This window comes from Ensifer adhaerens, from assembly GCF_002940685.1.
GTDB lineage: Bacteria > Pseudomonadota > Alphaproteobacteria > Rhizobiales > Rhizobiaceae > Ensifer > Ensifer adhaerens_E.
This window is the reverse complement of sequence record NZ_PNFP01000010.1, coordinates 228,024-250,088: the sequence shown is the minus strand read 5'-3', so window position 1 is coordinate 250,088 and position 22,065 is coordinate 228,024. Positions and strand designations below refer to the sequence as shown.

Annotated in this window: 17 protein-coding genes; 10 read left to right on the top strand and 7 right to left on the bottom strand. The window is 64.7% G+C overall.

What is annotated here, in order from left to right; translation table 11 throughout:
• The first annotated feature begins 87 nt into the window (after positions 1–87).
• Complete coding sequence (locus C1A35_RS20615) at positions 88–957, top strand: LysR substrate-binding domain-containing protein (RefSeq protein WP_104666105.1); 870 nt, start codon at positions 88–90, stop codon at positions 955–957.
• Between the two features lie 51 nt (positions 958–1,008).
• Here the strand turns inward: C1A35_RS20615 and C1A35_RS20610 are convergent, their stop codons facing one another.
• Positions 1,009–2,049: a dipeptidase gene (locus tag C1A35_RS20610; RefSeq protein WP_104666104.1), complete on the bottom strand. Its 1,041-nt coding sequence runs from the start codon at positions 2,047–2,049 to the stop codon at positions 1,009–1,011.
• A gap of 241 nt (positions 2,050–2,290) precedes the next feature.
• Between C1A35_RS20610 and C1A35_RS20605 the strand changes: the two genes are divergently transcribed.
• From C1A35_RS20605 to C1A35_RS20590, 4 genes are all read left to right on the top strand, one after another.
• Positions 2,291–3,811, top strand: a complete 1,521-nt coding sequence (locus C1A35_RS20605; RefSeq protein ID WP_104666187.1) for a serine hydrolase domain-containing protein — start codon at positions 2,291–2,293, stop codon at positions 3,809–3,811.
• A gap of 88 nt (positions 3,812–3,899) precedes the next feature.
• Positions 3,900–4,799 carry a LysR family transcriptional regulator gene (locus C1A35_RS20600; protein WP_199772985.1) on the top strand — a complete coding sequence of 300 codons (900 nt, stop codon included), beginning with the start codon at positions 3,900–3,902 and terminating at the stop codon, positions 4,797–4,799.
• A gap of 135 nt (positions 4,800–4,934) precedes the next feature.
• Positions 4,935–5,405: a carboxymuconolactone decarboxylase family protein gene (locus C1A35_RS20595; protein WP_104666186.1), complete on the top strand. Its 471-nt coding sequence runs from the start codon at positions 4,935–4,937 to the stop codon at positions 5,403–5,405.
• The gene (locus tag C1A35_RS20590) at positions 5,402–6,262 is read left to right on the top strand and encodes a sigma-70 family RNA polymerase sigma factor (protein ID WP_104666102.1); all 861 of its coding nucleotides are present in this window, start codon (positions 5,402–5,404) and stop codon (positions 6,260–6,262) included. Before C1A35_RS20595 ends, C1A35_RS20590 begins: the two co-directional genes overlap by 4 nt.
• Here C1A35_RS20590 and C1A35_RS20585 read toward each other — a convergent pair.
• Together C1A35_RS20585 and C1A35_RS20580 are read right to left on the bottom strand one after the other, a co-directional pair.
• A complete protein-coding gene (locus C1A35_RS20585) occupies positions 6,259–7,125 on the bottom strand; it encodes a D-amino-acid transaminase (RefSeq protein WP_104666101.1) in 867 nt (288 codons plus the stop codon). The two genes, C1A35_RS20590 and C1A35_RS20585, sit on opposite strands and share 4 nt — an antisense overlap.
• Positions 7,126–7,193: 68 nt before the next feature.
• A complete protein-coding gene (locus tag C1A35_RS20580; RefSeq protein WP_104666100.1) occupies positions 7,194–8,252 on the bottom strand; it encodes a P1 family peptidase in 1,059 nt (352 codons plus the stop codon).
• A 290-nt stretch (positions 8,253–8,542) separates the two neighbouring features.
• On the opposite strand from C1A35_RS20580, the gene C1A35_RS20575 reads away from it, so the two are divergent.
• Genes C1A35_RS20575 through adiC form a run of 3 tightly spaced genes read left to right on the top strand, consistent with a single transcriptional unit; the run spans position 8,543 to position 13,870 of the window.
• On the top strand, positions 8,543–9,925 hold the full coding sequence (locus C1A35_RS20575) for an amino acid permease (RefSeq protein ID WP_104666099.1): 1,383 nt from the start codon (positions 8,543–8,545) through the stop codon (positions 9,923–9,925).
• A gap of 56 nt (positions 9,926–9,981) precedes the next feature.
• A complete protein-coding gene (locus C1A35_RS20570; protein ID WP_104666098.1) occupies positions 9,982–12,282 on the top strand; it encodes an Orn/Lys/Arg decarboxylase N-terminal domain-containing protein in 2,301 nt (766 codons plus the stop codon).
• A 22-nt stretch (positions 12,283–12,304) separates the two neighbouring features.
• Positions 12,305–13,870: an arginine/agmatine antiporter gene (gene adiC, locus C1A35_RS20565; protein WP_104666097.1), complete on the top strand. Its 1,566-nt coding sequence runs from the start codon at positions 12,305–12,307 to the stop codon at positions 13,868–13,870.
• A 66-nt stretch (positions 13,871–13,936) separates the two neighbouring features.
• Here the strand turns inward: adiC and C1A35_RS20560 are convergent, their stop codons facing one another.
• The gene (locus tag C1A35_RS20560) at positions 13,937–14,263 is read right to left on the bottom strand and encodes a hypothetical protein (RefSeq protein ID WP_104666096.1); all 327 of its coding nucleotides are present in this window, start codon (positions 14,261–14,263) and stop codon (positions 13,937–13,939) included.
• A gap of 127 nt (positions 14,264–14,390) precedes the next feature.
• Complete coding sequence (locus C1A35_RS37095; protein WP_158665111.1) at positions 14,391–15,101, bottom strand: helix-turn-helix transcriptional regulator; 711 nt, start codon at positions 15,099–15,101, stop codon at positions 14,391–14,393.
• 333 nt (positions 15,102–15,434) lie between these two features.
• Between C1A35_RS37095 and C1A35_RS20550 the strand changes: the two genes are divergently transcribed.
• Positions 15,435–18,209 carry an autotransporter domain-containing protein gene (locus C1A35_RS20550; protein WP_158665110.1) on the top strand — a complete coding sequence of 925 codons (2,775 nt, stop codon included), beginning with the start codon at positions 15,435–15,437 and terminating at the stop codon, positions 18,207–18,209.
• A gap of 70 nt (positions 18,210–18,279) precedes the next feature.
• Here C1A35_RS20550 and C1A35_RS20545 read toward each other — a convergent pair whose 3' ends face one another.
• Complete coding sequence (locus C1A35_RS20545) at positions 18,280–19,218, bottom strand: AraC family transcriptional regulator (protein WP_104666093.1); 939 nt, start codon at positions 19,216–19,218, stop codon at positions 18,280–18,282.
• A gap of 108 nt (positions 19,219–19,326) precedes the next feature.
• Here C1A35_RS20545 and C1A35_RS20540 point away from each other — a divergent pair, with 108 nt between their 5' ends.
• The gene (locus C1A35_RS20540) at positions 19,327–20,529 is read left to right on the top strand and encodes an MFS transporter (RefSeq protein ID WP_104666092.1); all 1,203 of its coding nucleotides are present in this window, start codon (positions 19,327–19,329) and stop codon (positions 20,527–20,529) included.
• A 178-nt stretch (positions 20,530–20,707) separates the two neighbouring features.
• Here the strand turns inward: C1A35_RS20540 and C1A35_RS20535 are convergent, their stop codons facing one another.
• A complete protein-coding gene (locus C1A35_RS20535) occupies positions 20,708–21,820 on the bottom strand; it encodes a DUF930 domain-containing protein (protein WP_104666185.1) in 1,113 nt (370 codons plus the stop codon).
• Positions 21,821–22,065 lie beyond the last annotated feature (245 nt).

The following is a 22,065-nucleotide window of genomic DNA, read 5'->3' as shown; positions in this document are numbered from 1 at the left end:
AGCCTTCCTCGCTGGTCACATCTGAAAGATAGCCACACGGCAGTTCCCGTTGTAGACTGATATCACTGACAACAGAGTTCAGGATTCATGATATCAGATCAGATCGGCATCGACCTCTTGCGCAGCTTCGTCGCGGTCTGCCGGCAAGGCAGTCTGAACCGCGTCGCCACTCAAACCGGCCGCACCCAATCGGCGCTGAGCATGCAGATGCGACGGCTTGAGGACCTGCTTGGGCGCCAACTCTTCAACCGCACCGGTCGCGGTGTCGTGCCGACGCCGGAGGGCGAATTGTTCCTGGGATACGCGACCCGCATGCTGGCGCTTGGCGACGAAGCGGCGGCACGTTTGCGACAGGCGGAGTTGAGCGGTGGCGTGCGGGTCGGGCTTGCCGAGGAAGTGGCAACGACCACGTTGCCCGAGGCGCTCGGGCGGCTGCGTCGCGGTTATTCGCAGATCCGGCTCGACGTGGTCGTCGAGCAATGCGTGACGCTCGGCAAGACCTGGCCCGAAGGCGATCTCGACATCATGGTCGTGCCGACGTCGGTGGTTACTGCCGACGCGCTGACCACCTGGAATGTCGAACTGCAATGGGCCTGCGCGACGGACTACGCTTTCGACGAAACGCAGCCGGTCGACCTCGTTGCCTTCGCAGCCCCCTGCCTCTGGCGCCGGCGCATGATCGAGACGCTGGCGGACGAGGGCCGGGAACACCGGATTACCTTTACCAGCCAGAGCATCACGGCGCTTCAGGCCGCGATCGAGAACGGGCTCGGCATCGGCCTGCTGCCGCCGGAAGCGATGCGCGCCGGCACGATGCGGGCGCTGCCGGCTTCATCGGGCGTTCCGAAGCCGCTTGCCGTGCAATACGGGCTTTTCGCGCGGGATCGACGCTCGGCCACCGTCGATGCGGCGATCGCCGTACTGCTCGAAGCCCTGCCGATCGCTTCAAGGACATAGCCGCGGCTGACGCGGCAAAACGCGCCCGCTTCGACCGAAACGACCTCGGGCTCATTCGCCCCAGGTCGTCTCCAGCACGCGGATCCAGTTGCCGTGGCAGATCTTGGCAAGTGCTGCGTCGTCGTAGCCGCGGTCACGCAGAAGCTCGACGAGCAGCGGCAAATCGGCCGCGCTGCGCATCGCCTCCGGGATCGTCGTGCCATCGAAGTCCGAGCCGAGCGCGACATGCTCGATGCCGATACGATTGACGATATAGTCGATGTGGTCGGCAAGCAGCGTCAACGGCGTATCCGGGTTTTTGACCCCATCCGAGCGCAGGAACAGCACGCCGAAATTGATGCCGGCGAGACCGCCCGTGTCCCTGATCGCGTCGAGCTGGCGGTCCGTCAGGTTGCGGCTGTGCGGGCAGAGCGCGTGAACGTTGGAATGCGAGGCGACGAGCGGCGCCTCCGACAACCCGGCAATATCCCAGAAGCCCTGTTCGTTCATGTGCGAGAGATCGAGCATGATCTTCAGCTCGTTGCAGGCGCGCACCAGGTCCTTGCCCGCCTCACTGAGGCCCGGGCCGATATCGGGCGAGGAGGGAAAGCGGAAGGGAACGCCATAGGCGAAGATGTTCGGCCGGCTCCAGACGGGGCCGAGCGTGCGCAGGCCCGCGGCGTGAAGCACATGGAGCGCGTCGAGATCGGCGCCGACGGCCTCTATGCCCTCGATATGCAGCACCGAGGCAAAGGCGCCGCTCGCCATGGCGTCACGGATATCGGCCGCACTTCGGCAGATCTTCAGCCGCCCTTGCGACTGGCGCTCGATCCGCATCAGCAGGCTCGCCATGCCGAGGGTCGCTTCGAGTGCGCTACCCTCGTCGGGCGTTGCGAACTCGCCGCTGCCATCCTTGGCAAGACCGGGCGACGCCACGTAGACGGCGCAGAGACCGCCGGCAAGGCCGCCCGCCTCCGCCTTGTCGAGATCGATATGCCCGGTATCGACGCCATCGAGGAAACGGCGTTCCGGTGCTGCGCCCGGCGAGCGCCAGAGCCGCGACAGCACGTCGTTATGACCGTCAAAGACCGGGATTTTCACTTGCGTCGCCAATTCTGGATCGCTTTCTCAACCTGTTGTCCTGCGCGCGACTCATGAATAGTCGCAGGCGGACCATAGACACTGAAGACGGGAACCGCACCCCTTTTCCCCGCTGCCCTAACCCGGCGCGAGCCGGCCGGGCAAATGCAAACCGTGCATAGGCCCTGCCGGAATCGGAATTGGCGGCGGCCCGGCTGTCGTGCTTAGTCGGAGAATGCGCGGGGACGCTCCGCGAACGGGACGGAGAATGAACATGACGAAGCCGGCAACGCTTGATTGGCACGCCGCCGAAGCAACCGCAAAGCGGCTGACCGCAGCATGGGCGACGTACGAGCCGGGAGGCGCCGTCATCGGTTTCGACGCATCCGGATTGCGCTTCTCGCATGCGGGCGGCGTCGAGAGCCTCGCGACGTTCGCCCCGTTCACGGCCGACAGCGTCGTGCGTTATGCGTCCCTCACCAAACATGTCTTCTCGGCGATGGTGCTCGCACATGCCGACATCATTGGTCTTGACGATCCACTCGGCCGGCACCTTTCGGAACTGCGTTCGCCGCTCGCCGAGGTGACGGTCGGACAGGCGCTCGACATGAGTAGTGGCCTGCCGGATACCCGCGAATGCCTGTCGCTGCTGGGCCTGTCCGTCTATACGGAAACCAAGGCTGGGCCGCTGCTCGACTACATCTCGCGGCTCGAGCGGCTGAATTTCACAGCCGGCACCGAGGTCTCCTATTCGAACACCGGCTATCGCCTCGTCGAAGCGGCGCTGGAGCGCAAGGGTTTTCGCTTCGACGATTTCATCCAAAGGGAAATCGCCGGGCCGCTCGGCATCGCGCTGAAGGCACCTGATGTCTGGAACGATCCGGTGAAGGACCTCGTTCCCGGTTATTGGCACTCGGGCGAAAGCTGGCAGCTCTCGGCCGCCGGGCTGCACATTTCCGCCTCGGGCAGCCTGACCGGCAGCGCTCGCGCGCTTGCCACCTGGCTGCAGGCGCTCGCCAGCGGCGAAGGCCGTTTCGCCGGTCTTTTGCAGAAACTGCTGGCGACCCGGTTTCTTGCCGACGGTCGACCGACCGGCTACGGCCTCGGCTTGCGCAAATCCTTTCTCGGCGGACATGAATTCGTCGGTCACGGTGGCTCGCACCCCGGCTACAAGAGCTATTTCCTGCTCGACCCCGAAACCCGCGCCGGCTTCGTCGTCGTCTCCAACCGGGAGGACACCAACGGCTACAAGATCGCGCTCGAAAGCATGGCGACGCTCACCGGACTTCCGTTGCCGACCCCGGCTACCGGCCTCGGCGACGGCCTCTACGTGACGGAGAGCGGTCCCTGGTGGATCGAGGTCAAAGGCAGCACCTGCACCTATCTCGACGCCGAGGAGACGCTCTATGACGACGGCGACGGCCGGGCCTCGTCTCGCTCCGCCTCATCCCCCCTCCGGCTGCATCGCGACGGCCCGGCCCTTGCCGGCGAAGTCGGCCATGCTGCACGGCGTTTCCTTCCGGCCGTCACCGACGGGCCGGTGCCGACGGCTCTGTCCGGTGTCTGGCGCTCGGCCGAAGGCGCGGAGTTCACCATCGAGGATGGTGCGGTCTTGATGGGCATCGGCCCCACCCGCCAGACCATGAGGCTGACGGCACTCGGCAACGGTCGTTTCCTGTTCACACTGAACGACGGCCCCTGGGTCAAGCGCGTCTGCCTGCATCAGCTTGGTCCCGATCGGCTCGAACTGGTGTCGAGCCGCGCTCGCATGATCGAATATCGTCGCCACGCCTGATTTTTCTTGATGACGCGCGGGCGCTGCCGCAAAGAAGCCCGTTCCCCGGCGAATGGCTGTGCGGACCGGACTTCTGGAGTGCATGCCCGTGGAAATCAAATGGCTTGAGGACTTTCTGGCGCTTGCCAGCACGCTGAACTTTTCCAAGGCGGCGGACGAGCGGCACGTGACCCAATCCGCCTTCAGCCGCCGCATCCGGCAGCTCGAGGCCTGGCTCGGGGCAACGCTCGTCGACCGGGCGACCTATCCCTCGCGCCTTACAGAGGCGGGCGCGAAATTCGTGCCGGTGGCGCAGGAAACGCTGAAGCAGCTCTATCAGGCGCGGCGCAACTTGCAGCAGGAGGAGGGCTCCGATGCCCGCACCATCAAGCTGACGGCGCTGCACACGCTTTCCTTCACCTTCTTTCCGGCGTGGATGAGCCGCGTCAACGCCAAGGCCGGCCCGCTCTTCTCACGGCTTCGCCCGGACTCCGGCAGCATGGAGGAAAACCTCAACTCGCTGGTCGACGGCGAATGCGACTTCCTGCTCACCTATGCACACACCCAGGTCCCGCACCTGCTCGACCCCGAGGCCTTCGAACACCGCGTGCTCGGGCACGAGCGTATCCTCCCCATCTCGGCCGCGAGCGAGACAGGTGCGCCCATGCATCTGCTCGAAGGCGGAGCGAAGCCCTTTGCGCATCTGAGCTACGAAAAGTCCTCGTTCTTCGGCCAACTCCTCGAGGAGTTGATAGGCCCCGACCTGCCGCCGGCGCAAAGGGTGCACGAAGGCAGCATGTCGGTCGGGCTGAAAGCCATGGCAGAGGCCGGCTGGGGCATCGCCTGGGTTCCCGAGAGCCTGATGACGAACGAACTCGCAAAGGGCGCGCTGGTGAGAGCCGCCGAACCGCGCTGGGACGTCAGCGTCGAGATCCGGCTCTATCGCGCCAAGGATAATCGCCGCCCCGTCGTCGGCCGCGTCTGGCAGAGCCTGGAGGCAATTGCCTGAGCGGATAGCCCAGACTCGCAAGGACGAACTGCGAACGATCCCGAACCTAAGTATCGGTGAGTTTCTTCTGGCCGGATGTCACTTTCGGCGCGGCTCAATCGTCATGACATTGCGGAAACCAAAAAGGAACGCGCAATGACCGTAAGACTCGATCCCCTTGCTGCCGCCCCTACGCTGATGAAACAGTGGTACGGCAGCTCAGTCAGCCTCATCGAAAAGGCTGATCCCGACCTCGCGGAACTCATCAAAATCCGCGCGTCGCAGATCAATGGCTGCGCCAATTGCATCAACATCCATACGTACATGGCTCGCCAGAACGGTGAAACCGAACAACGCATCAACCTTGTTGCTGCCTGGCGTGATGCACCCTGCTACAGCGAACGGGAACGTGCCGCGTTGGGCTGGACGGAAGCGCTCACTCGGCTCTCCGAGGGCCATACCCACGTGGAAGCCTATGAGGAATTGAAGAAGCACTTCTCGGACGAGGAGCAGGTGGTCCTCACGATGACGATCATCGTCATCAACGGCTGGAACCGCATCGCCGTCGGCTTCGGCGGCTGGGCTGATCCGGCCGCACTGAAGGCTCAAACGGCCGCCGCCGCTTGAGCGCGATTGGAAATATTGCGGATGCGGCAGCGACATTTAAGCTGCTGCATCCCAAACTCGTCCGCGTTGCATATCGCATGCTCGGCTCAGTCCATGATGCGCAGGACATCGTGCAAGAAGCGTTCGCTCGCTGGATTGCGATCGACCGCAGCGATATTCGCGAGCCCGAAGCCTTTATGCGCCGGACAGTCACACGGCTCTGCCTGGACCAGCTTAGATCCGCACGCCGCCAGCGCGAGACTTACCTCGGACCTTGGCTTCCTGACCCGATCGTTGGCGACAACGAAGAGGACGACGTCACGCTCCCGCTTATGTTGGCTCTTGAGCGGCTCACGCCGCTCGAACGTGCAGCGTTCTTGCTGCACGATGTCTTCGGCCTCGCTTTCGATGAGATTGCACAAACTCTCGAACGAGACATCGCGGCCTGCCGGCAACTCGCGGCGCGCGGTCGTAGGCATATCCGCGAGGCTCGGCCGCGATTTCAGGTTGAGAAGCAGCGCGGCCTTGAGATCGCGCAGGCATTCTATACCGCTTCCCGCAGCGGCGATTTAACAGCGCTCCGGGAAATGCTCGCCGCCGACGTGAGCGTACATGCAGACGGTGGTGGTAAGCGCCCTGCAGCAGCAGCGCCCATCGTGGGACACGAAGCGGTTATGAAGCTTCAGGCCGAACTCGCGAGGCTGTTCGGAGTAAATGAATCGCGACTTGTTCGTCTCGCTTTCATTTGCGGACTACCTGGGTTCATCACACAAGAGGCCGACGGCGAATTCTCGACGACAGCCTTGGATATCCAGGGGGACAGCATTACGGCAATTTACATCGTTCGAAATCCCGACAAGCTTAAGCACCTGCACTAGATCGCCGTCCGCCGCGCGTGCTCCAGATAGAGTTCACGCAGACGTTTGACGACCGGCCCCGGCTCGCCGCTTCCAACGGGCTTGCCGTCGATGCGGGTGATCGGCGCAACGAAATTCGAGGCGCTGGTGAGGCAGGCTTCGCGGGCGTTCAACGCCTCGTCGAGGGTGAAAGGGCGCTCTTCGAGCGTCATTCCCTGCTCGCGCGCCAGCGCCAGCGCGGCAAGCCGCGTGCAGCCCGGCAGCGTCTTATGGCTGTTGCCTCGCGTGACGATACGGTTGTCCGCGGTGACGATATAGGCGGTGGAGGACGCGCCTTCGGTCACGAACCCGTCCTCGATCATCCAGGCCTCGTCGCAGCCCGCCTCCTTGGCGATGCGCTTGGCGATCACCTGCGGCAGCAGGCACACGCTCTTGATGTCGCGGCGCTCCCAGCGCTGGTCGGGCACGGTCTTGACCGAAAGGCCCTTTGTGGCGGCGGGCACGTTCACCAGTGTCTTGGCCTGGGTGAAGAGCACCAGTGTGGGCTTGATATCCTCGGAAAACAGGAAATTGCGGTCCTCGGCGCCGCGGGTGAGCTGCAGATAGACCATGCCCTCGACAAGGCCGTTCTCTTCGACCAGCCGCTTCTCGATGGCAACGATCTCGTCGGTCGATACGGGCAGCGGCACATCGATTTCACGCGCCGAGCGTTCCAGCCGCGCCATGTGCGATGCGCTGTCGATCAGCTTGCCGTCGAGCACGGCGGTGACCTCGTAGATGCCGTCGCCGAAGAGGAAGCCGCGATCGAAGATCGAGAGGCGGGCCTCGTTCTCCGGCAGGAACTCGCCGTTGAGATAGACGATGCGGATGGGCGACTGGGACATATGGGCTCCGTGGACGTTGGCTTTTGGCATAAGCTTATGGACAGCGACTGCGATCCACGAGCGCAAGTTCAGTGTTCGCTAAGCGCGCGAAGCCGTTCGAGCGAGATCGCCTCGACCGTGCTCGGCTTGCCGTTCGCGGCGTTGAAGCCCTGCGTCGTGCACGCCATGGTCAGCGAATTGAGGATCGCCTCCTCGGTCGCCTCGATCGCCGCTTCGAACAGCGGCGACATCAGGTCGTTCGGGAGGTCGGGGAAATCGGTGATCGCGGCCCGCCGTGCCTTGGTGCGGCGGACGGCTGGGGCCGTCGAGAAGGCAAGCGCGTAGTCGCCGGAGCCGTTGCTGAGTGCCGCCCCCGTGCGGGCAAGGCCGCCGAAGGCGCGCTCGGCGAGACGCTTGAGATTGCGAGCCGAAAGCGGCGCGTCGGTCGCGACCACGATGACGATCGAACCGTCGCGATCGTGTGTCGCCGGCGCCTCATAGGCGCGGCCGCAGACACTGAGCCGCCCGCCATAGTTGGATTGGACGAGCACGCCGAGGGTGAAGACCGCGCCTGCCGCCTTCACGAGACGCGAGCTCGTGCCGATGCCGCCCTTGAGGCCGAAGGCAACCGTGCCGGTTCCGGCACCGACAGCCCCCTCTTCCACGGCACCGGCCTTCGCGGCGGCAAGCGCGGCGCCGATCTCGTCGACCGTCGGTCGACCGGCGCGGATGTCGTTGAGGCGGGAATCGTTGGTCTCACCGACGACCGCGTTCAGCGACACGACCTTCTCGTTTCCCGGCTGCGCCAGGGTCCAGCGATTGATCGCCTCGATGGCGCGCCCGGTCGCCAGCGTATTGGTGAGAACGATGGGCGTTTCCAGCTCACCGAGCTCCTCGACCTGGGTCGAGCCCGCGAACTTGCCGAAGCCGTTGAGCACGGCGAATCCGGCCGGCACCTTGTCCTGAAAGAGGTTGCCGTCATGCGGCAGGATGGCGGTCGCGCCGGTGCGGATTCGGTCCGCGTCGAAGACGGTGGCGTGGCCGACGGCGACGCCCGAGACATCGGTAATCGCGTTGAGCGGACCCGGCTCGTAAACACCCGGCCGGAAACCGAGGTCCCGAAGCCGCAAGCGATTGATATTTGTCATTTTTTCGTCATTTCCCCCGCCGATCGCCCCGGTCGCGAAGCAGTCATTTCGTCGCAGGCGACCCTACCTCCATCGGCGGCAAAACGGCATCGCAAAAATGGAATAGTTTCATGAGAAGCCTGCAACGCCAGCCTTCGCGGTCGGTCGTGAAGCTATGTTCCGAATGCGGCTTTCCGCATGAGCACATGGAGCCAGCGTGGCGACTGATAGTCGAGTGAAATAAAGCAGTTGCAACCATAAGAAACAGTTCATAAGTTCGCCTCGTCTTTGGCAAGGGAGCATCCCCATCCATGACGAAGCCGCTTGATGCAACCTCAGGCAGGACTGCGCAGACCACCCCCGAAGCGACCGTACGGCCGAGCCTCGGCATCTGGGCCTGCTCCGCGCTCGTCGTCGGCAACATCATCGGCTCCGGCTTCTACCTCTCGCCCGCAGCTCTCGCGCCCTATGGCGCCGCCGCTCTCGTCGGCTGGATCGGCATGGCGGTCGCAGCCATGTGCCTCGGCCTCGTCTTCTCCAGGCTCGCCAGCGTCAGGCCCGCCACCGGTGGCCCCTATGCCTATAGCCGCATGGCCTTCGGGCCGTTCGCGGGCTTTCTGGTCGCCTGGGCCTACTGGATTTCGATCTGGGCCTCTCTTCCGGCGATCGCCATGGCCTTCACCGGCTATCTCGGCGTGTTCTTCCCGCATCTGCGGCATGTTCCGGGCGGCTTCACAGCGGTTTCGCTCGCCGCCATGTGGCTGGTGGCCGCCATCAACATGTTCGGCGTCAGCAGCGCCGGCCGTTTCCAGATCGTGACCGTCGGCCTGAAGCTCGTGCCCTTCATCGCGATTGCCCTCCTCGGCCTCTTCTGGGTCGAGCCGCAGAACCTGACCCCCGTCAACCCGAGCGGCCTTTCCATCCTCGGTCTGATCTCGGCGACCGCGCCGCTGACAATGTTCGCTTTCCTCGGGATAGAATCGGCGACCGTGCCGGCCGGCGATGTCGATGATCCCAAGCGCACGATCCCGCGGGCGACGGTGCTCGGCACGCTCTGCTGCGGCCTGATCTTCATCCTCGGCACGCTTGTCGTGATGGGGACAGTCCCGCGCGAGACGCTTGCGCGTTCCGCCGCTCCCTTCTCCGATGCGGCCTTCATGATGTGGGGCTGGTGGGGAAGCACGCTGGTTGCGGCCGCCGTCGTGCTTTCGTCGATCGGCGCACTCAACGGCTGGACGCTGCTGATGGCACAGGTGCCGATGGCGGCGGCCCGCGATGGATTGTTCCCGCCGGTTTTCGGTCGCCTCTCCGGCCGCGGCGTGCCGCAATGGGGCATCGTCGTCTCGATGCTGCTCGCCTCGGCGCTTCTCGTGCTGCAGACCTCGGGCGTTTCGGGGCTGATGGCCGTCTATCGCTTCGCCGTCGACCTTTCGACCACGGCGGCCATGGTGCCTTACGTGTTCTGCAGCCTTGTCGAAGGCGCGCTGTTCCTGGCACTCACGCGTCCACGGGACAATGAGTGGGCCGGCATCCGCCTTGGCCCCTACAAGCCCTACGCGCTGGTCGCCTTCGTCTTTTCGCTTTGGACAGTCTACGGCAGCGGACCTCAGGCAGGCCTCTGGTGCCTGCTGCTGCTGCTCGTGGCACTGCCCGTCTATCTGTCAGTCGAGAGGAAGGAGCCATCCAAAGGCTGACGTCAAAAACAATACCCCCACCTGCACCTAGCACCGAACTAGAGAGAGGATTGGATATGAGCACGTTGAACAGGGGTCACCGCCGTCTCGGCATGAAAGCACTCGTTCTGGATGACGAGATCAGCGAGGAAAGTGCGGCAGGCCGCGCCGTGCGGTCGCTGATCGCTGAACTCGAGCGCCGCCAGATCGAGGTGGTGACCGCAGAAAGCGCCGATGACGGCATTGCGGTGATCAGGTCCGACCCCGCTCTCCAATGCGTCCTCATCGACTGGGACCTCGGCCCGGAAGGTCACGAGCAGTCCATCGAAGTCGTCGAGGCGCTGCGCAGGCGCAACGGCACCGTTCCGCTGCTCCTGCTTGCCGACCGCAGCGCCGCCTCGTCCGTTCCGGCCGAAATCATGGCGAAGGTCGACGACTTCGTGTGGATGCTTGAGGACACGATGGATTTCGTCGGCGGCCGCATCCAGGCGGCAATCGAGCGCTATCGTTCAACCGTGCTGCCGCCGATGTTCAAGGCGCTCGCCCAGTTCTCGCAGGTGCACGAATATTCCTGGCATACGCCGGGCCATACCGGCGGCACGGGCTTCCTCAAGTCGCCGCCCGGCCGCGCTTTCTTCGAATTCTTCGGGGAACCGCTGCTGCGCTCGGACCTCTCGATCTCGGTCGGCGAACTCGGATCGCTGCTCGACCATTCCGGACCGATCGGCGCCAGTGAGAAATATGCCGCCCGCGTCTTCGGCTCGCACCGCAGCTATCACGTCACCAACGGATCCTCGACCTCCAACCGCGTGATCCTGATGGCAAGCGTCAGCCGCGACCAGATCGCGCTGTGCGACCGCAATTGCCACAAGTCGGCGGAGCACGCGATGACCATGTCGGGTGCCGTGCCGACCTATCTGGTGCCGACCCGAAACCACTACGGCATCATCGGCCCGATCCCGCCGGAACGACTGACGGCCGTGGCCATCCGCAAGGCGATTGACCAGAACCCGCTTGCAGCCGATCTCAAGGACCGGGAGCCGAAGCACGCCATCATCACCAATTCCACCTATGACGGGCTTTGCTACAACGTCACCCGCGTGGAAGAACTGCTCGGCGCCAGCGTCGACCGGCTGCATTTCGACGAGGCCTGGTACGGCTACGCCCGCTTCAACCCGATCTATCGTGATCGCCATGCGATGCACGGCGACCCGAAGGCGCATACCGCCGACAAGCCCACGGTCTTTGCCACCCAGTCGACGCACAAGCTCCTGGCGGCGCTTTCGCAGGCATCCTTCATCCACGTGCGCGACGGCCGCAAGCCGATCCCGCACGGGATCTTCAACGAGACGTTCATGATGCACGCCTCGACCTCGCCGAACTACGCGATCATCGCCTCGAACGACGTCTCGGCGGCAATGATGGACGGCCCTGGCGGGGCGGCGCTCACCAACGAATCGATCGAGGAAGCGGTCGCCTTCCGCCTGATGATGTCGCGGCTCGCCAACGACGCGGCCGAACGTGGGGACTGGTTCTTCGATTGCTGGCAACCCGACACCGTGCGCGACCCGAAGACCGGCCGCACCAGCGCCTTCCACGAGGCTTCGCCGGAAGCGCTTACGAGCGATCCATCCTGCTGGGTGCTGAAGCCGGGCGCCGCCTGGCACGGCTTCGGCGAGATCGAGGACGGCTATTGCATGCTCGACCCGATCAAGGTGTCGATCGTCACCCCGGGCGTTGCACCGGGCGGCGGGCTGATGCCGGTCGGCATTCCCGCAAGCCTCGTCACCGCCTATCTCGATGCCCGCGGCATCGTCGTCGAGAAGACGACCGACTTCACCATTCTCTTCCTCTTCTCGCTCGGCATCACCAAGGGCAAATGGGGCTCGCTCGTCAGCGCGCTTTGCGACTTCAAGCGCGACTACGACGCCAACCTCACCCTCGAAGTGGCGATCCCGTCGCTGATCGAGGACCACCCGGAACGTTACGCCGGCATGGGTCTCAAGGATCTCGCCGACACGATGTTTTCGGCGATGGACCAGCTGAAGACCACGGCCTCCATGGCCGCCGGTTTCTCCGTGCTGCCGCATCCGGACCTGAGCCCCGTGCGCGCCTATGAGCGGCTGGTGCGCGGCGAGGTGGAACAGGTGACGCTCGACCAGCTGGCCGGCCGCACGGTCGCAACCGGTGTCGTGCCCTATCCGCCGGGCATTCCGCTTCTGATGCCGGGCGAAAATGCCGGCCCGGCCGACGGGCCGGTCCTCGGCTATCTCAAGGCGCTGGAGGCCTACGATCTCCGCTTTCCGGGCTTCACCCACGACACGCACGGGGTGGAGGTCGAGGACGGCCTCTACCGTGTCTATGTCTTGACCCGTTGAACCGGCCTCAGGAGCAACGAACATGGCTGCTGTCGATACCGCATCCAAGGCCACATCTTCGGGTGTGGCGGACTCCGCCAAGATCGGCCTTGTGCCCGCGACCCTGATGGTTGCGGGCAACATGATGGGCTCCGGCGTCTTCATGCTGCCGGCAAACCTTGCCGCGGTCGGGTCCATCGCCGTCTTCGGATGGCTGATCACCATTGCCGGCGCGATTGCGCTGGCGCTCACCTTCGCCAAGCTGGCGGCGATCGATCCCGCCGCCGGCGGGCCCTATGCCTATACGCGCAAGGCCTTCGGCGACTACATGGGCTACCAGACCAACCTCATCTACTGGCTCGCCAACGTCGTCGGCAATGTCGGCCTGGCGGTCGCCGGTCTCGGTTACCTCACCGCCTTCTTCCCGATGCTGCGCGATCCGCTGGTGTCCGCGCTGGCGCAGGTGGCGCTGATCTGGTTCTTCACCTACGCCAACATCCTCGGACCAAACGTCGTCGGACGGCTGCAGTCCTTCACCACCTCCTTCGCGCTGGTGCCGATCCTCGGCATGGCGATCTTCGGCTGGTTCTGGTTCTCGCCGGCAACCTTCTCCGAGGGCTGGAACGTGTCGGGCAAGGACAGCTGGGCGGCGATCATGGCGACGCTCAACTTCACGCTCTGGGCCTTCATCGGCGTTGAAAGCGCGTCGGTGTCGGCCGGCGTCGTGCGGGACCCGCAGCGCAACGTTCCGATCGCGACCGTCGGCGGCGTCATTCTCGCCGCCGTCGCCTATATCCTGTCGTCGACAGTGATCATGGGCATGATCCCGAACAAGGAGCTGATTGCATCCTCCGCCCCCTTCGCAGACGCCGCACGCCTGGCGCTCGGCGATACGGCGGGTGCCGTCGTTGCGATCTGCGCAGCACTCGGCTGCCTCGGCTCGCTTGCCGGCTGGACGCTGCTCGTCGGGCAGACGGCAAAGGCTGCGGCCGATGACGGGCTCTTCGGCTCGATCTTCGCCAAGGTCAATTCCAAGGGTGTTCCCTCGGCCGGCCTGGCGATCGTCGCAGTGATCATGACCGTGCAGGTCTTCGCGACAATGTCGCCGACGGCCAGCGAGCAGTTCGGCAAGATCGCCTCGATCGCGGTGATCATGACGCTCTTGCCCTATATCTACTCGGCGATCTCCATCAAGGTGCTCGGCTACAAGAAGATGCCGGCAAGCACCTACAACTGGTACGTCGTCATCGGTCTCGCGGCGGCGATCTACAGCCTCGTTGCGCTGATCGGCTCGGACGGCGAGCAGACGCGCTGGTCGCTGATCTTCGTGATCTCGACGATCGTGTTCTATTCGGCCGCGATCACCCGCAAGCGCGAGATCGACGAGAAGCACATCGACCCGGGCGGCCACGCCCCGACCTGGATCCGCTATGTGACCGTGACGGTGACGGTCGCAGCGCTCGTCGCGCTGTTCTGGGTATCCGTCGGCCGTCACCGCGCCGAGAGCCTGCGCACCCGCTCGCCGGTGCCGCCGGTGGAAAGCACCACACAGCCGGCTGCCGGATCGCCGGCGGCCGTGCTGCCTGCCGAAAGCCGGCCGGCGCAGTAAAGACAGCGGAGGGGCGCTGGATGGGATCCACCGCCCCTCTTCGACGCTTTCGCAACCGTCCTGCGATCAGTCGCCCGCACGTGTTGTTCGCACTCGGGTGCCGGGGCCGGATATGCCGGAGAAGGTTACCAGCGCCATGCTCCAGGAGGCGATCATCATTCCGAAGATGGTCAAGCAGCGGACCAGCGCGACCTCGCCCGCTGTTTCGGCATGGCGCAAGACCCGCGTTCCCGTCGTAGGCTGCTCAAGCGTCGCAGCAGTGCGCAACATACGGACTTCGGTTGCCGGCACAATGTTGGCGAGCGCTGGAGCAATGAACACGGGCGATGCGGCCAGGACGACGATGCCGACCAGCGCCAGAGATCCGACGAAAAGCCTGGAAAGTGCTCGCATGTGCCACCTCCATTGGTTGCGCTCGAAGCGCCCTGCGGCGCCCGCGACCAACGGCTAACAGCCGCTCAGAACCCGGGCTACTGTCAAAATTGACAGCGGCCCGGCCAGGTTGCGGCGGTGGCTGAAACTACGGATGAATGAGGCCGAGCGCCGTTGCCCGCGCGCAAGCGGCCCTACGGCCTTTCACGTCGAGTTTGCGCGCTGCCTGGTAGAGGTGAAAGTTCACGGTTCTCTCGCTGACGCCGATGATCATCGACATTTCCCAGGATGACTTGCCGACGGCGGCCCAATGCAGCACTTCAATCTCGCGCTGCGACAGATCCGGCCGCTTCTCGTCCCAGCCCTGCAGCCGCGCCATCGCGACATGCAGGCAGCTCGCGAAATAGGTGAGCGATGGCAGTGTCGGCAGAAGATCGCGAAGATCCTTCGTCGCATCGGTCGTAAACGTCATGAACGACCAGGAAAGGCCGGGGGCGCCGACGGGAACCGTGATGCCGGAGGTGATCCCGTGCTCACCGGCACTGCGCAGGATGCCACCGGCCAGTTGGCCGATCATCCGCTCGGTGAAGCCGACACGCCCGTCGACATTCCACGCCGTCGACGGCATGCCGGCGCGCACGTGCAGAACGCGCGCGTCACGGTCGGCGATCCGATCGTCGTCGAGGACTTCGTATGTCCGCCCCCATTCCGGCGCGAAATCGTTGAAGCTGTGGTAGTTCGGTCTGCCGCTTCCCGGCCGGCTGCGGAGCCTGGCCGCATAGGCGGAGTGGTTGAAGCCGTGCCGCCCCGAAACCTGGGACGCGATCCCGGTCAGCTCACCGAGGGTCGTCGCAGCCAATGCTCTATCGATATCGTCGAAATATTGCATGGTGGGGATGGGGGGAGCGGCGTTGATTGTCAGGCAGAATGGGACGAGAGGCGATTACCGCCACCGCGTGCCGGCGCGGTCAAGCAAACAAGAACGGCGGCCGCGGCCTTTTCGATGAACGGCTCGATCTGACGGACAAACGGCATGCAGGCGCCATATCCGCCTGACGAAATACGACACCTGCCGTATTTTCCGCGCCAAGACCCCGGGCTAGCTTCTGCGCGCCCACGCTCGCGAATATCCGTTTTCTTTCAACACCCTGCGCCATGGATGCGCCGCCATGCCGGGCGCTGGGGAAGTGTTTTGATCAAGAGCCGCACCGCCGTCCATCTCGCAGCGCTGACGCTGTCGACCGCCTTGTCATCCGTCGCGCTCGCCGCCGACAGCGGCGATCCCCGCGATCCCGCGACATGGCGCACGCCGGAATTCTACGCACAGTGGGGACTGGCTGCGATCGGCGCGGAATATGCCTATGCAAGAGGTCTGGACGGAACCGGAATAAGGATCGGTTTTATCGACTCTGGCCTCGACATAACGCATCCCGAATTTGCAGGCCGCTATGAAACAGGGATCGGCTACGGCGCCGACAGCCCGTGGTTCGTCGACCTGCGTGACCATGGAACGCCCACCAGCTCGGTTGCGGTTGGCAACCGCGATGGTGTCGGCATGCATGGCGTGGCCCCGGGGGCGACCGTCGTGATGGCTCAGGATGGCGACCGATACGGCCTGGAGGATCACCTGATTGTCCAGTCTCTGAACGGCCTGATCGACAGAGGGGTCAAACTCATACTCAACGAGTACGGGAGAATCGATTCATCCGTCATGGATTTTTCAGCCGAGGACGTTCTGTACTGGGCAGGGGACTATCTCGCTGCCTCCAGGAGAGCCGTCTCTGAGGGCACTCTGATGATCGTGCCCACCCACAACTATTCGCGTGCCGATCCCAGCCTAGAGGCAGGGCTGCCTTACCTCTTCCCGGAACTGGAACAAAACTGGCTGGCGGTTACGTCGGCGGATCCGCTGGGGTGGATCCCAGGCTACGCGAACCGCTGTGGCGTCGCCAAGAACTGGTGCCTGGCGGCACCGGGCGGTGGCGACTGGTACAACACCGAATACCCCAACGATCCGATCTACGTCGCGACCAGTGCCGGGGGCTACACCTGGGTCACAGGCACGTCGTTCGCCGGCCCACACGTCGCCGGCGCCGCCGCCCTTGTGATGCAGGCATTTCCTTACATGACGATGGAGCAGATCCGTCAGGTCCTGCTCGGCACCGCGACCGACGTCGGGCCGACGGGACCGGACGAGTACTGGGGATACGGCCTGCTCAACGTCGCGATGGCGGTGGGCGGCCCGGGCAAGTTCGATTGGGGCGATTTTCACGCGGTTGTCCCCGAGGGCCAAACGAGCTGGTATAACGATATTACGGGCGCTGGCGGGCTCATCAAGTCCGGCGACGGCGTGCTGGCGTTGTACGGCGACAGCACATACATGGGCGACACGCGGATCGATGGCGGGGTTCTGGCGCTCGCCGGCACCGTCACCTCCGACACATTCGTCGGAAAAAGCGGCACGCTTTCCGGTGACGGCGTGATCCATAGCAACGTCGACAATGGCGGCACGATCTATCCGGGATGGGGCGGACAAGGAGGCACCCTCACCGTTCGCGGTAACTATCGCCAGTCGGCCGATGCCTGGTTCCTCGTCAATCTCGACGCGCCCGACGGCACCAGCCGGCTCGATGTCACCGGCACAGCCGAAATTGCCGGTTCGGTCGATGTCATGATCAGGCCGGAAAACTATAAAGGCGATGGCCGTCACACCATCCTTTCCGCCCTTGGCGGGGTCACCGGGCGTTTCGAGGATGACTGTGGCTGCTACGCGTTCCTCGACCTCTCCCGGTCCTACGACCCGAACGCCGTTTACCTCGACGTTGTCCGCAACGGCGTCGCCTTCGCGGATCTGGCGACGACCCGCAACGGTGCGGCGGCCGCTGCCGCGATCGAGCGCCTCGGCGTCGGCCGGTCGCTCCACGATCTTGCCGTCACGCTCGATGGCGGCGCCGCCGCCGACCTCTTCGGACAGTTGCCGGGCGAGGTCCACGCCTCGACCGTGACGGGTCTTATCGAGAACAGCCAGCTTATCGGCAGCCAGATGAACGACCGGCTGCGCTCGGCCTTCGAGACCGTCGGCGCGAAGGCCCCGCCGATCGTGGCAACGGACGATCTCATCACCGGGTCGATCGCGGCATCCGAACGCTACGGCGCCTGGGGCTCGGCCTTCGGTTCCTGGGGGCATACGGATGGCGACGGCGACACCGCCGACCTCTCGCGCTCGACCGGCGGTTTCGTCGCCGGTCTCGACGGCCTCGTCAACGACGACTGGAGGCTCGGTTTCCTCGGCGGCTACAGCTCGTCGCGTTTCACGATGCATGACCGCCGCTCGTCAGCCTCGAGCGACAACTTTCACCTCGGCGTCTATGCCGGGACGCAATGGGGCGCCCTGTCGTTCCGCTCGGGCCTTGCCTATACTTGGAGCAATATCGACAGCAGCCGCAACATCCTCTCGCCGGCACTTATCGACAGCCTGAGTGCAGACTACCGCGCCGGCACCACCCAGGTGTTCGGCGAACTCGGCTACGGCTTGCAGGCGGGCGATCTCTCTTTCGAGCCCTTTGCCAATCTCGCCCATGTCAACCTGCATACTGACGGCTTTACGGAGAAGGGTGGCGCCGCGGCGCTCACTGTGCGTGGTGGCTCCGACGACCTGACCTTCACCACGCTCGGCCTGCGCGTGGCGGCCGATTTCGCACTTGGGACGGCGAAGGCGACGGCCCGCAGCCTCGTCGGCTGGCGGCATGCCTATGGCGACGTTAGCCCCGCGGCCGTTCAAGCGTTTTCGGGCAGCGACGCCTTCTCCATCGCCGGCGCGCCGATCGCCCGCGACAGCGCCCTGATCGAGGCGGGCATCGACTTTGCGGTCACCCCGGCGGCAACGCTTGGAATCGCCTATCAGGGACAGATTGCGTCCTCGGCCCGGGACCACGGCGTCCGGGCCGATCTCGCCGTCAGGTTCTAGAGCATGTCGCGCAAGCGTGCGCAGCGGTCTTGCGATCACGATAGGAGCGATCACTTAAGCGCCGCCCTGTTCACGAAGCGATCTGCTCTGGCGCCGGCATCAGGCTGCGCGAGTGGCTCGGCGGCGCACCCATGATCTTGCGGAAGGCGCGGCTGAACGAGGCCTCGGAATCATAGCCGAGGCGATTGGCGACATGGGCGACGCGCTTTCCTTCGCGCAGCCATTGATGCGCCTGGTGCATGCGCATGCGGGCGACATAGCGGGCGGGCGTTTCGCCGACCGTGTCGGCGAAACGCTGGGCGAAGCCGGAGCGCGACGCGCCCATGAGCTTGGCAAGCTCCGGCACCGTCCAGTCCTTCGTCGGATCGAGATGGATGGCGGCAAGCACCCGGCCGACCTCCGGGTGGCGCACCGCGGCGAGCCAGCCGGTCGCCGTGCCGCAACCGTGCTCCACCCACGCGCGGATGATCGTGGCGGTCAAGACATCAGCAAGCCGCGCCAGGATGCCACCGGAGCCGACGCGCTGCATCGCCGCCTCGCGCGTCATGGTATCGAGCAGCGACGGGATCGACGGTTCGCTCTTCGCTAGGTCGCTGGTGCGCATGACCGACGGCATCAGCTGCAAGAGCGGGTGCAGCCGGTCGACATTGAACTGCATCACCGCGAAGAAAAGCAGGTTCTGGCTGTCCGAATTGGGGCACTGCACGTCGACGATCCCGTCGCAGAGCTGCCGCTTCGGCAGATCGCGGATGGAGATCGTCGGCAGACCGGGCTTGCTGGCGAGCACATGCGCGTCGCCACGAGGCAACAGCACCGCATCCCCCGGCGCCAGTTCCGTCCAGGTGCCGTCTGGCATCTGGAGATGAGCCGAACCGGACGCCAGAAAATGAAACCGCGCCGGTTCCTGTGCGGGATAGGAGGTTGCCCATGGCGCACAGGGCTGGCAACGCCCATATTCCACTCCGTCCAGTCTCAGGCCGCGCAGGATATCGGTCAGCGCATCGGTCATGGGCCACTCCAGCTTTGGACAAACGGCATAGTGTTTTGGATTTTCTAGCATAGAAACTCCATCTGGCCATGCATATTTTCATCACTACCTGCAATGGAGATGAAAATTATGGATGGCATCGTCGCACGGCCTACGGGCGAGGCGGATGAACAAGACAAACCGCTATGGGCTGCAGTCGTGTCCCTGTCGCTCGGCGTTTTCGGCCTGGTCACGGCGGAATTCCTGCCGGCAAGCCTGCTGACGCCGATGTCGGCAGATCTCGGCGTCACGGTCGGTGCGGCCGGACAATCGGTGACGACCACGGCCGTCGTCGCGGCCATCGCCGGCCCGGCGATCGTCGTCTATACCGGGCGCTTCGACCGGCGAAACGTGCTCTTGAGCCTGACCGCGCTTCTCATCGTTTCCAGCCTGATTGCCGGCTTCGCATCCAGCCTTTCGATGCTGCTCGTCGCCCGCTTCCTGCTCGGCATCGGCCTTGGCGGTTTCTGGGCGCTGTCGCTGGCGCTCGCCATGCGGCTGGTTCCCGGCCGGCTGATGCCGCGGGCGATGGCGATCGTGATGTCCGGCGTATCGATCGCAACGGTCTGCGCGGCACCCGTCGGCGCCTGGATCGGCGCGACGCTCGGCTGGCGCTATGCGTTCCTGCTTGCCGCCGCCGTCGGCATTGTCACCTTCATCGTCCAGGCGCTGACCGTTCCGCGCCTGCCGCCGAAGGGAACGACCGGCCTCAACACCATCCTCAACGTCTTGAAGCGCCCGGCGATCCGGCTTGGCCTTGCAACGATCCTGCTCGTCGTCACGGGTCATTTTGCCGGCTTCACCTATGTTCGCCCGTTCCTTGAACAGGTGCCCCAGTTCGGCGTCGAGGCGATTACCGCGATCCTGCTTGCCTTCGGCATCGGCGGCTTCTTCGGCAACATTGCCGGGGGCTTCCTGGCGGAACGCAGCACGCGGCTGTCGATGATGTCGGCCGCAGCCGGCGTCGCCGCCACCACCCTGATCCTGGCGCTTGCAGGTGCGCTTCCGGCCGTCGCGGTCATTGCGACCGCCGCCTGGGGCTTTGCCTTCGGTGCGCTGCCGGTCAGCGTCCAGTCGTTCCTGAGCCGGGCGGCCGGCGACGAGGCCGAAGGTGCCGGTGCAGCGACGCTCACCACCTTCCAGATCGCGATCTCCACCGGTGCAATCCTCGGCGGCCTGCTCGTCGAACTGCAGGGTCCGGCCGGCGTCTTCCTCTTCGCCGCGGTGGCCGCGATGTTCGGGACCTCGCTGGTCTCGGTCTACCGCGAACGGACGCTGCAGCCCGCCGAGTAACAACACGTCCGTGCGGGAGTGGCAACTCGCACCTGCGCCTGCCGGGCCCAAAAGGTCCGGCAGGCAAACGTCCAGGCGCAGCGCGGTGTCCGGTGACCTCCGGCGACAGGCGCTCTACACAGTAGGACGTTGATTGCGGAACGAGGCTTTGCATGCGCCACGATCCATGGCGCAGGGATCAACCTCCCGGAAGCCGCCGCTCCTTCCAGGCCGCCTTCGGCACTTCGCCGCCGATGGCGATGCTGAAGGAGGTCACTTCTGTCGCGTCTTCGTTGACGACGCATTTGAAGTCGACGTCGTACCAGGTCGATTTGTTCTGGTAGGCGCCACCGCTGGCGTCCATGCGGTTTTTTGTGATGAAGCCACCCATCGGACCGAAGGGCACCAACCCTTCGGGCGGGGTATCCGGCCGTTGGCTGCGGATCTGCTCCAACGCCTCGAGATTGCACAGTTGCAGGATCCGCCGTTTGACCGGCAGGTTGATCAGCGCTTGCTTCACCCGCGGATCGGCGATCGACTTTGCCGAGTAGAGTTCCTTTGCCTCGGTCATCTTGCTCGGAACCGGCTTGAGTTCGACCTTTGCCGCGGCATCGGCCGGCTTTGCCTTTGCGGCGCCCTCCTCCGACTTGACCGTCTGCGGCTTGGCGTCTGGCGTTTCCTTTGACTCGGGCTTGGCCTCGGCCACCGCCGCCGCCTTTTCATCCGCCTTCTGCGTGGCGCTGTCAGAGGATTTCGCAGGCACGGCGAGCGTTGACGGCGGCTTCGGCTCCTTGACCGGCTCCTTTTTCTCGGCCGCGGGCGCCTTGATCGGCGCAGCCGCCGGCTTTGCCTTGTCGTCCACGGCTTTTTCCGGCTCGGAAGGCTCGGTCTTCTTTACCGTCTCGCGCGCGGCTGGCGGAAGCTCTGCCTCCTTGTTGTCCTGCTTGGTCTTGGCCATGGCCGAGGCGAAGGACTGGGGCAGTTGCGGCACCGGCTTGGGTTGCGGCTTCGGGTCTGCCTTCGGCTGGGGCTTGGGTTCGGGCTGCGGCTTTGGCTGCTCGGCCTTCTTCTCCTCGCCCTTTTTCGGTCCCGCCTTCTTCTGCTCTGCCTGTTTCTGCTCGGCCTTCTTCGGCTCCTTCGCTTCGGCTGGCGGCGGAACGAGCTCGACGTTGACCGTCTGCTCCTTCGGCGGCTTCGGAAGTTCCAGCGGCAGATCGAACAGCAGGAAGAAGGCAACGACGAGGTGCAGCGCGACCGACACCGGCGCGCCCCATCCCAACCGTTCCCGCCATTTTCCCGCAAAGAGCTGCATCGCCAAGGAGATAAACCAACAGACGGCCGGAACCTAGGAACTTCCGCCGAACTCAACAAGAGACAAGTCGTCAAGCGCGAACGGCTCTCGCAGAACCACCTGTGGCTTTTCGGTCAGGACCATAGCAACGCGGCGGGCCGTTGGGTCGCCGTGCGTCGGACCAACCACCTGCTTGTCAAAAACGTTCCCGGCAAAAACGAGGCGGCGAAATCTGTTTCGGGCCGCGCGCCAATTTCGCACAAAAA

Bases quoted from the DNA above. Each gene is read 5' to 3' on its own strand.
- C1A35_RS20615 (WP_104666105.1), top strand. From the start codon at position 88: ATGATATCAGATCAGATCGGCATCGACCTCTTGCGCAGCTTCGTCGCG.
- C1A35_RS20605 (WP_104666187.1), top strand. From the start codon at position 2,291: ATGACGAAGCCGGCAACGCTTGATTGGCACGCCGCCGAAGCAACCGCA.
- C1A35_RS20595 (WP_104666186.1), top strand. From the start codon at position 4,935: ATGACCGTAAGACTCGATCCCCTTGCTGCCGCCCCTACGCTGATGAAA.
- C1A35_RS20585 (WP_104666101.1), bottom strand. From the start codon at position 7,125: ATGTCCCAGTCGCCCATCCGCATCGTCTATCTCAACGGCGAGTTCCTG.
- C1A35_RS20580 (WP_104666100.1), bottom strand. From the start codon at position 8,252: ATGACAAATATCAATCGCTTGCGGCTTCGGGACCTCGGTTTCCGGCCG.
- C1A35_RS20575 (WP_104666099.1), top strand. From the start codon at position 8,543: ATGACGAAGCCGCTTGATGCAACCTCAGGCAGGACTGCGCAGACCACC.
- C1A35_RS20570 (WP_104666098.1), top strand. From the start codon at position 9,982: ATGAGCACGTTGAACAGGGGTCACCGCCGTCTCGGCATGAAAGCACTC.
- adiC (WP_104666097.1), top strand. From the start codon at position 12,305: ATGGCTGCTGTCGATACCGCATCCAAGGCCACATCTTCGGGTGTGGCG.
- C1A35_RS20560 (WP_104666096.1), bottom strand. From the start codon at position 14,263: ATGCGAGCACTTTCCAGGCTTTTCGTCGGATCTCTGGCGCTGGTCGGC.
- C1A35_RS20545 (WP_104666093.1), bottom strand. From the start codon at position 19,218: ATGACCGATGCGCTGACCGATATCCTGCGCGGCCTGAGACTGGACGGA.
- C1A35_RS20540 (WP_104666092.1), top strand. From the start codon at position 19,327: ATGGATGGCATCGTCGCACGGCCTACGGGCGAGGCGGATGAACAAGAC.
- C1A35_RS20535 (WP_104666185.1), bottom strand. From the start codon at position 21,820: ATGCAGCTCTTTGCGGGAAAATGGCGGGAACGGTTGGGATGGGGCGCG.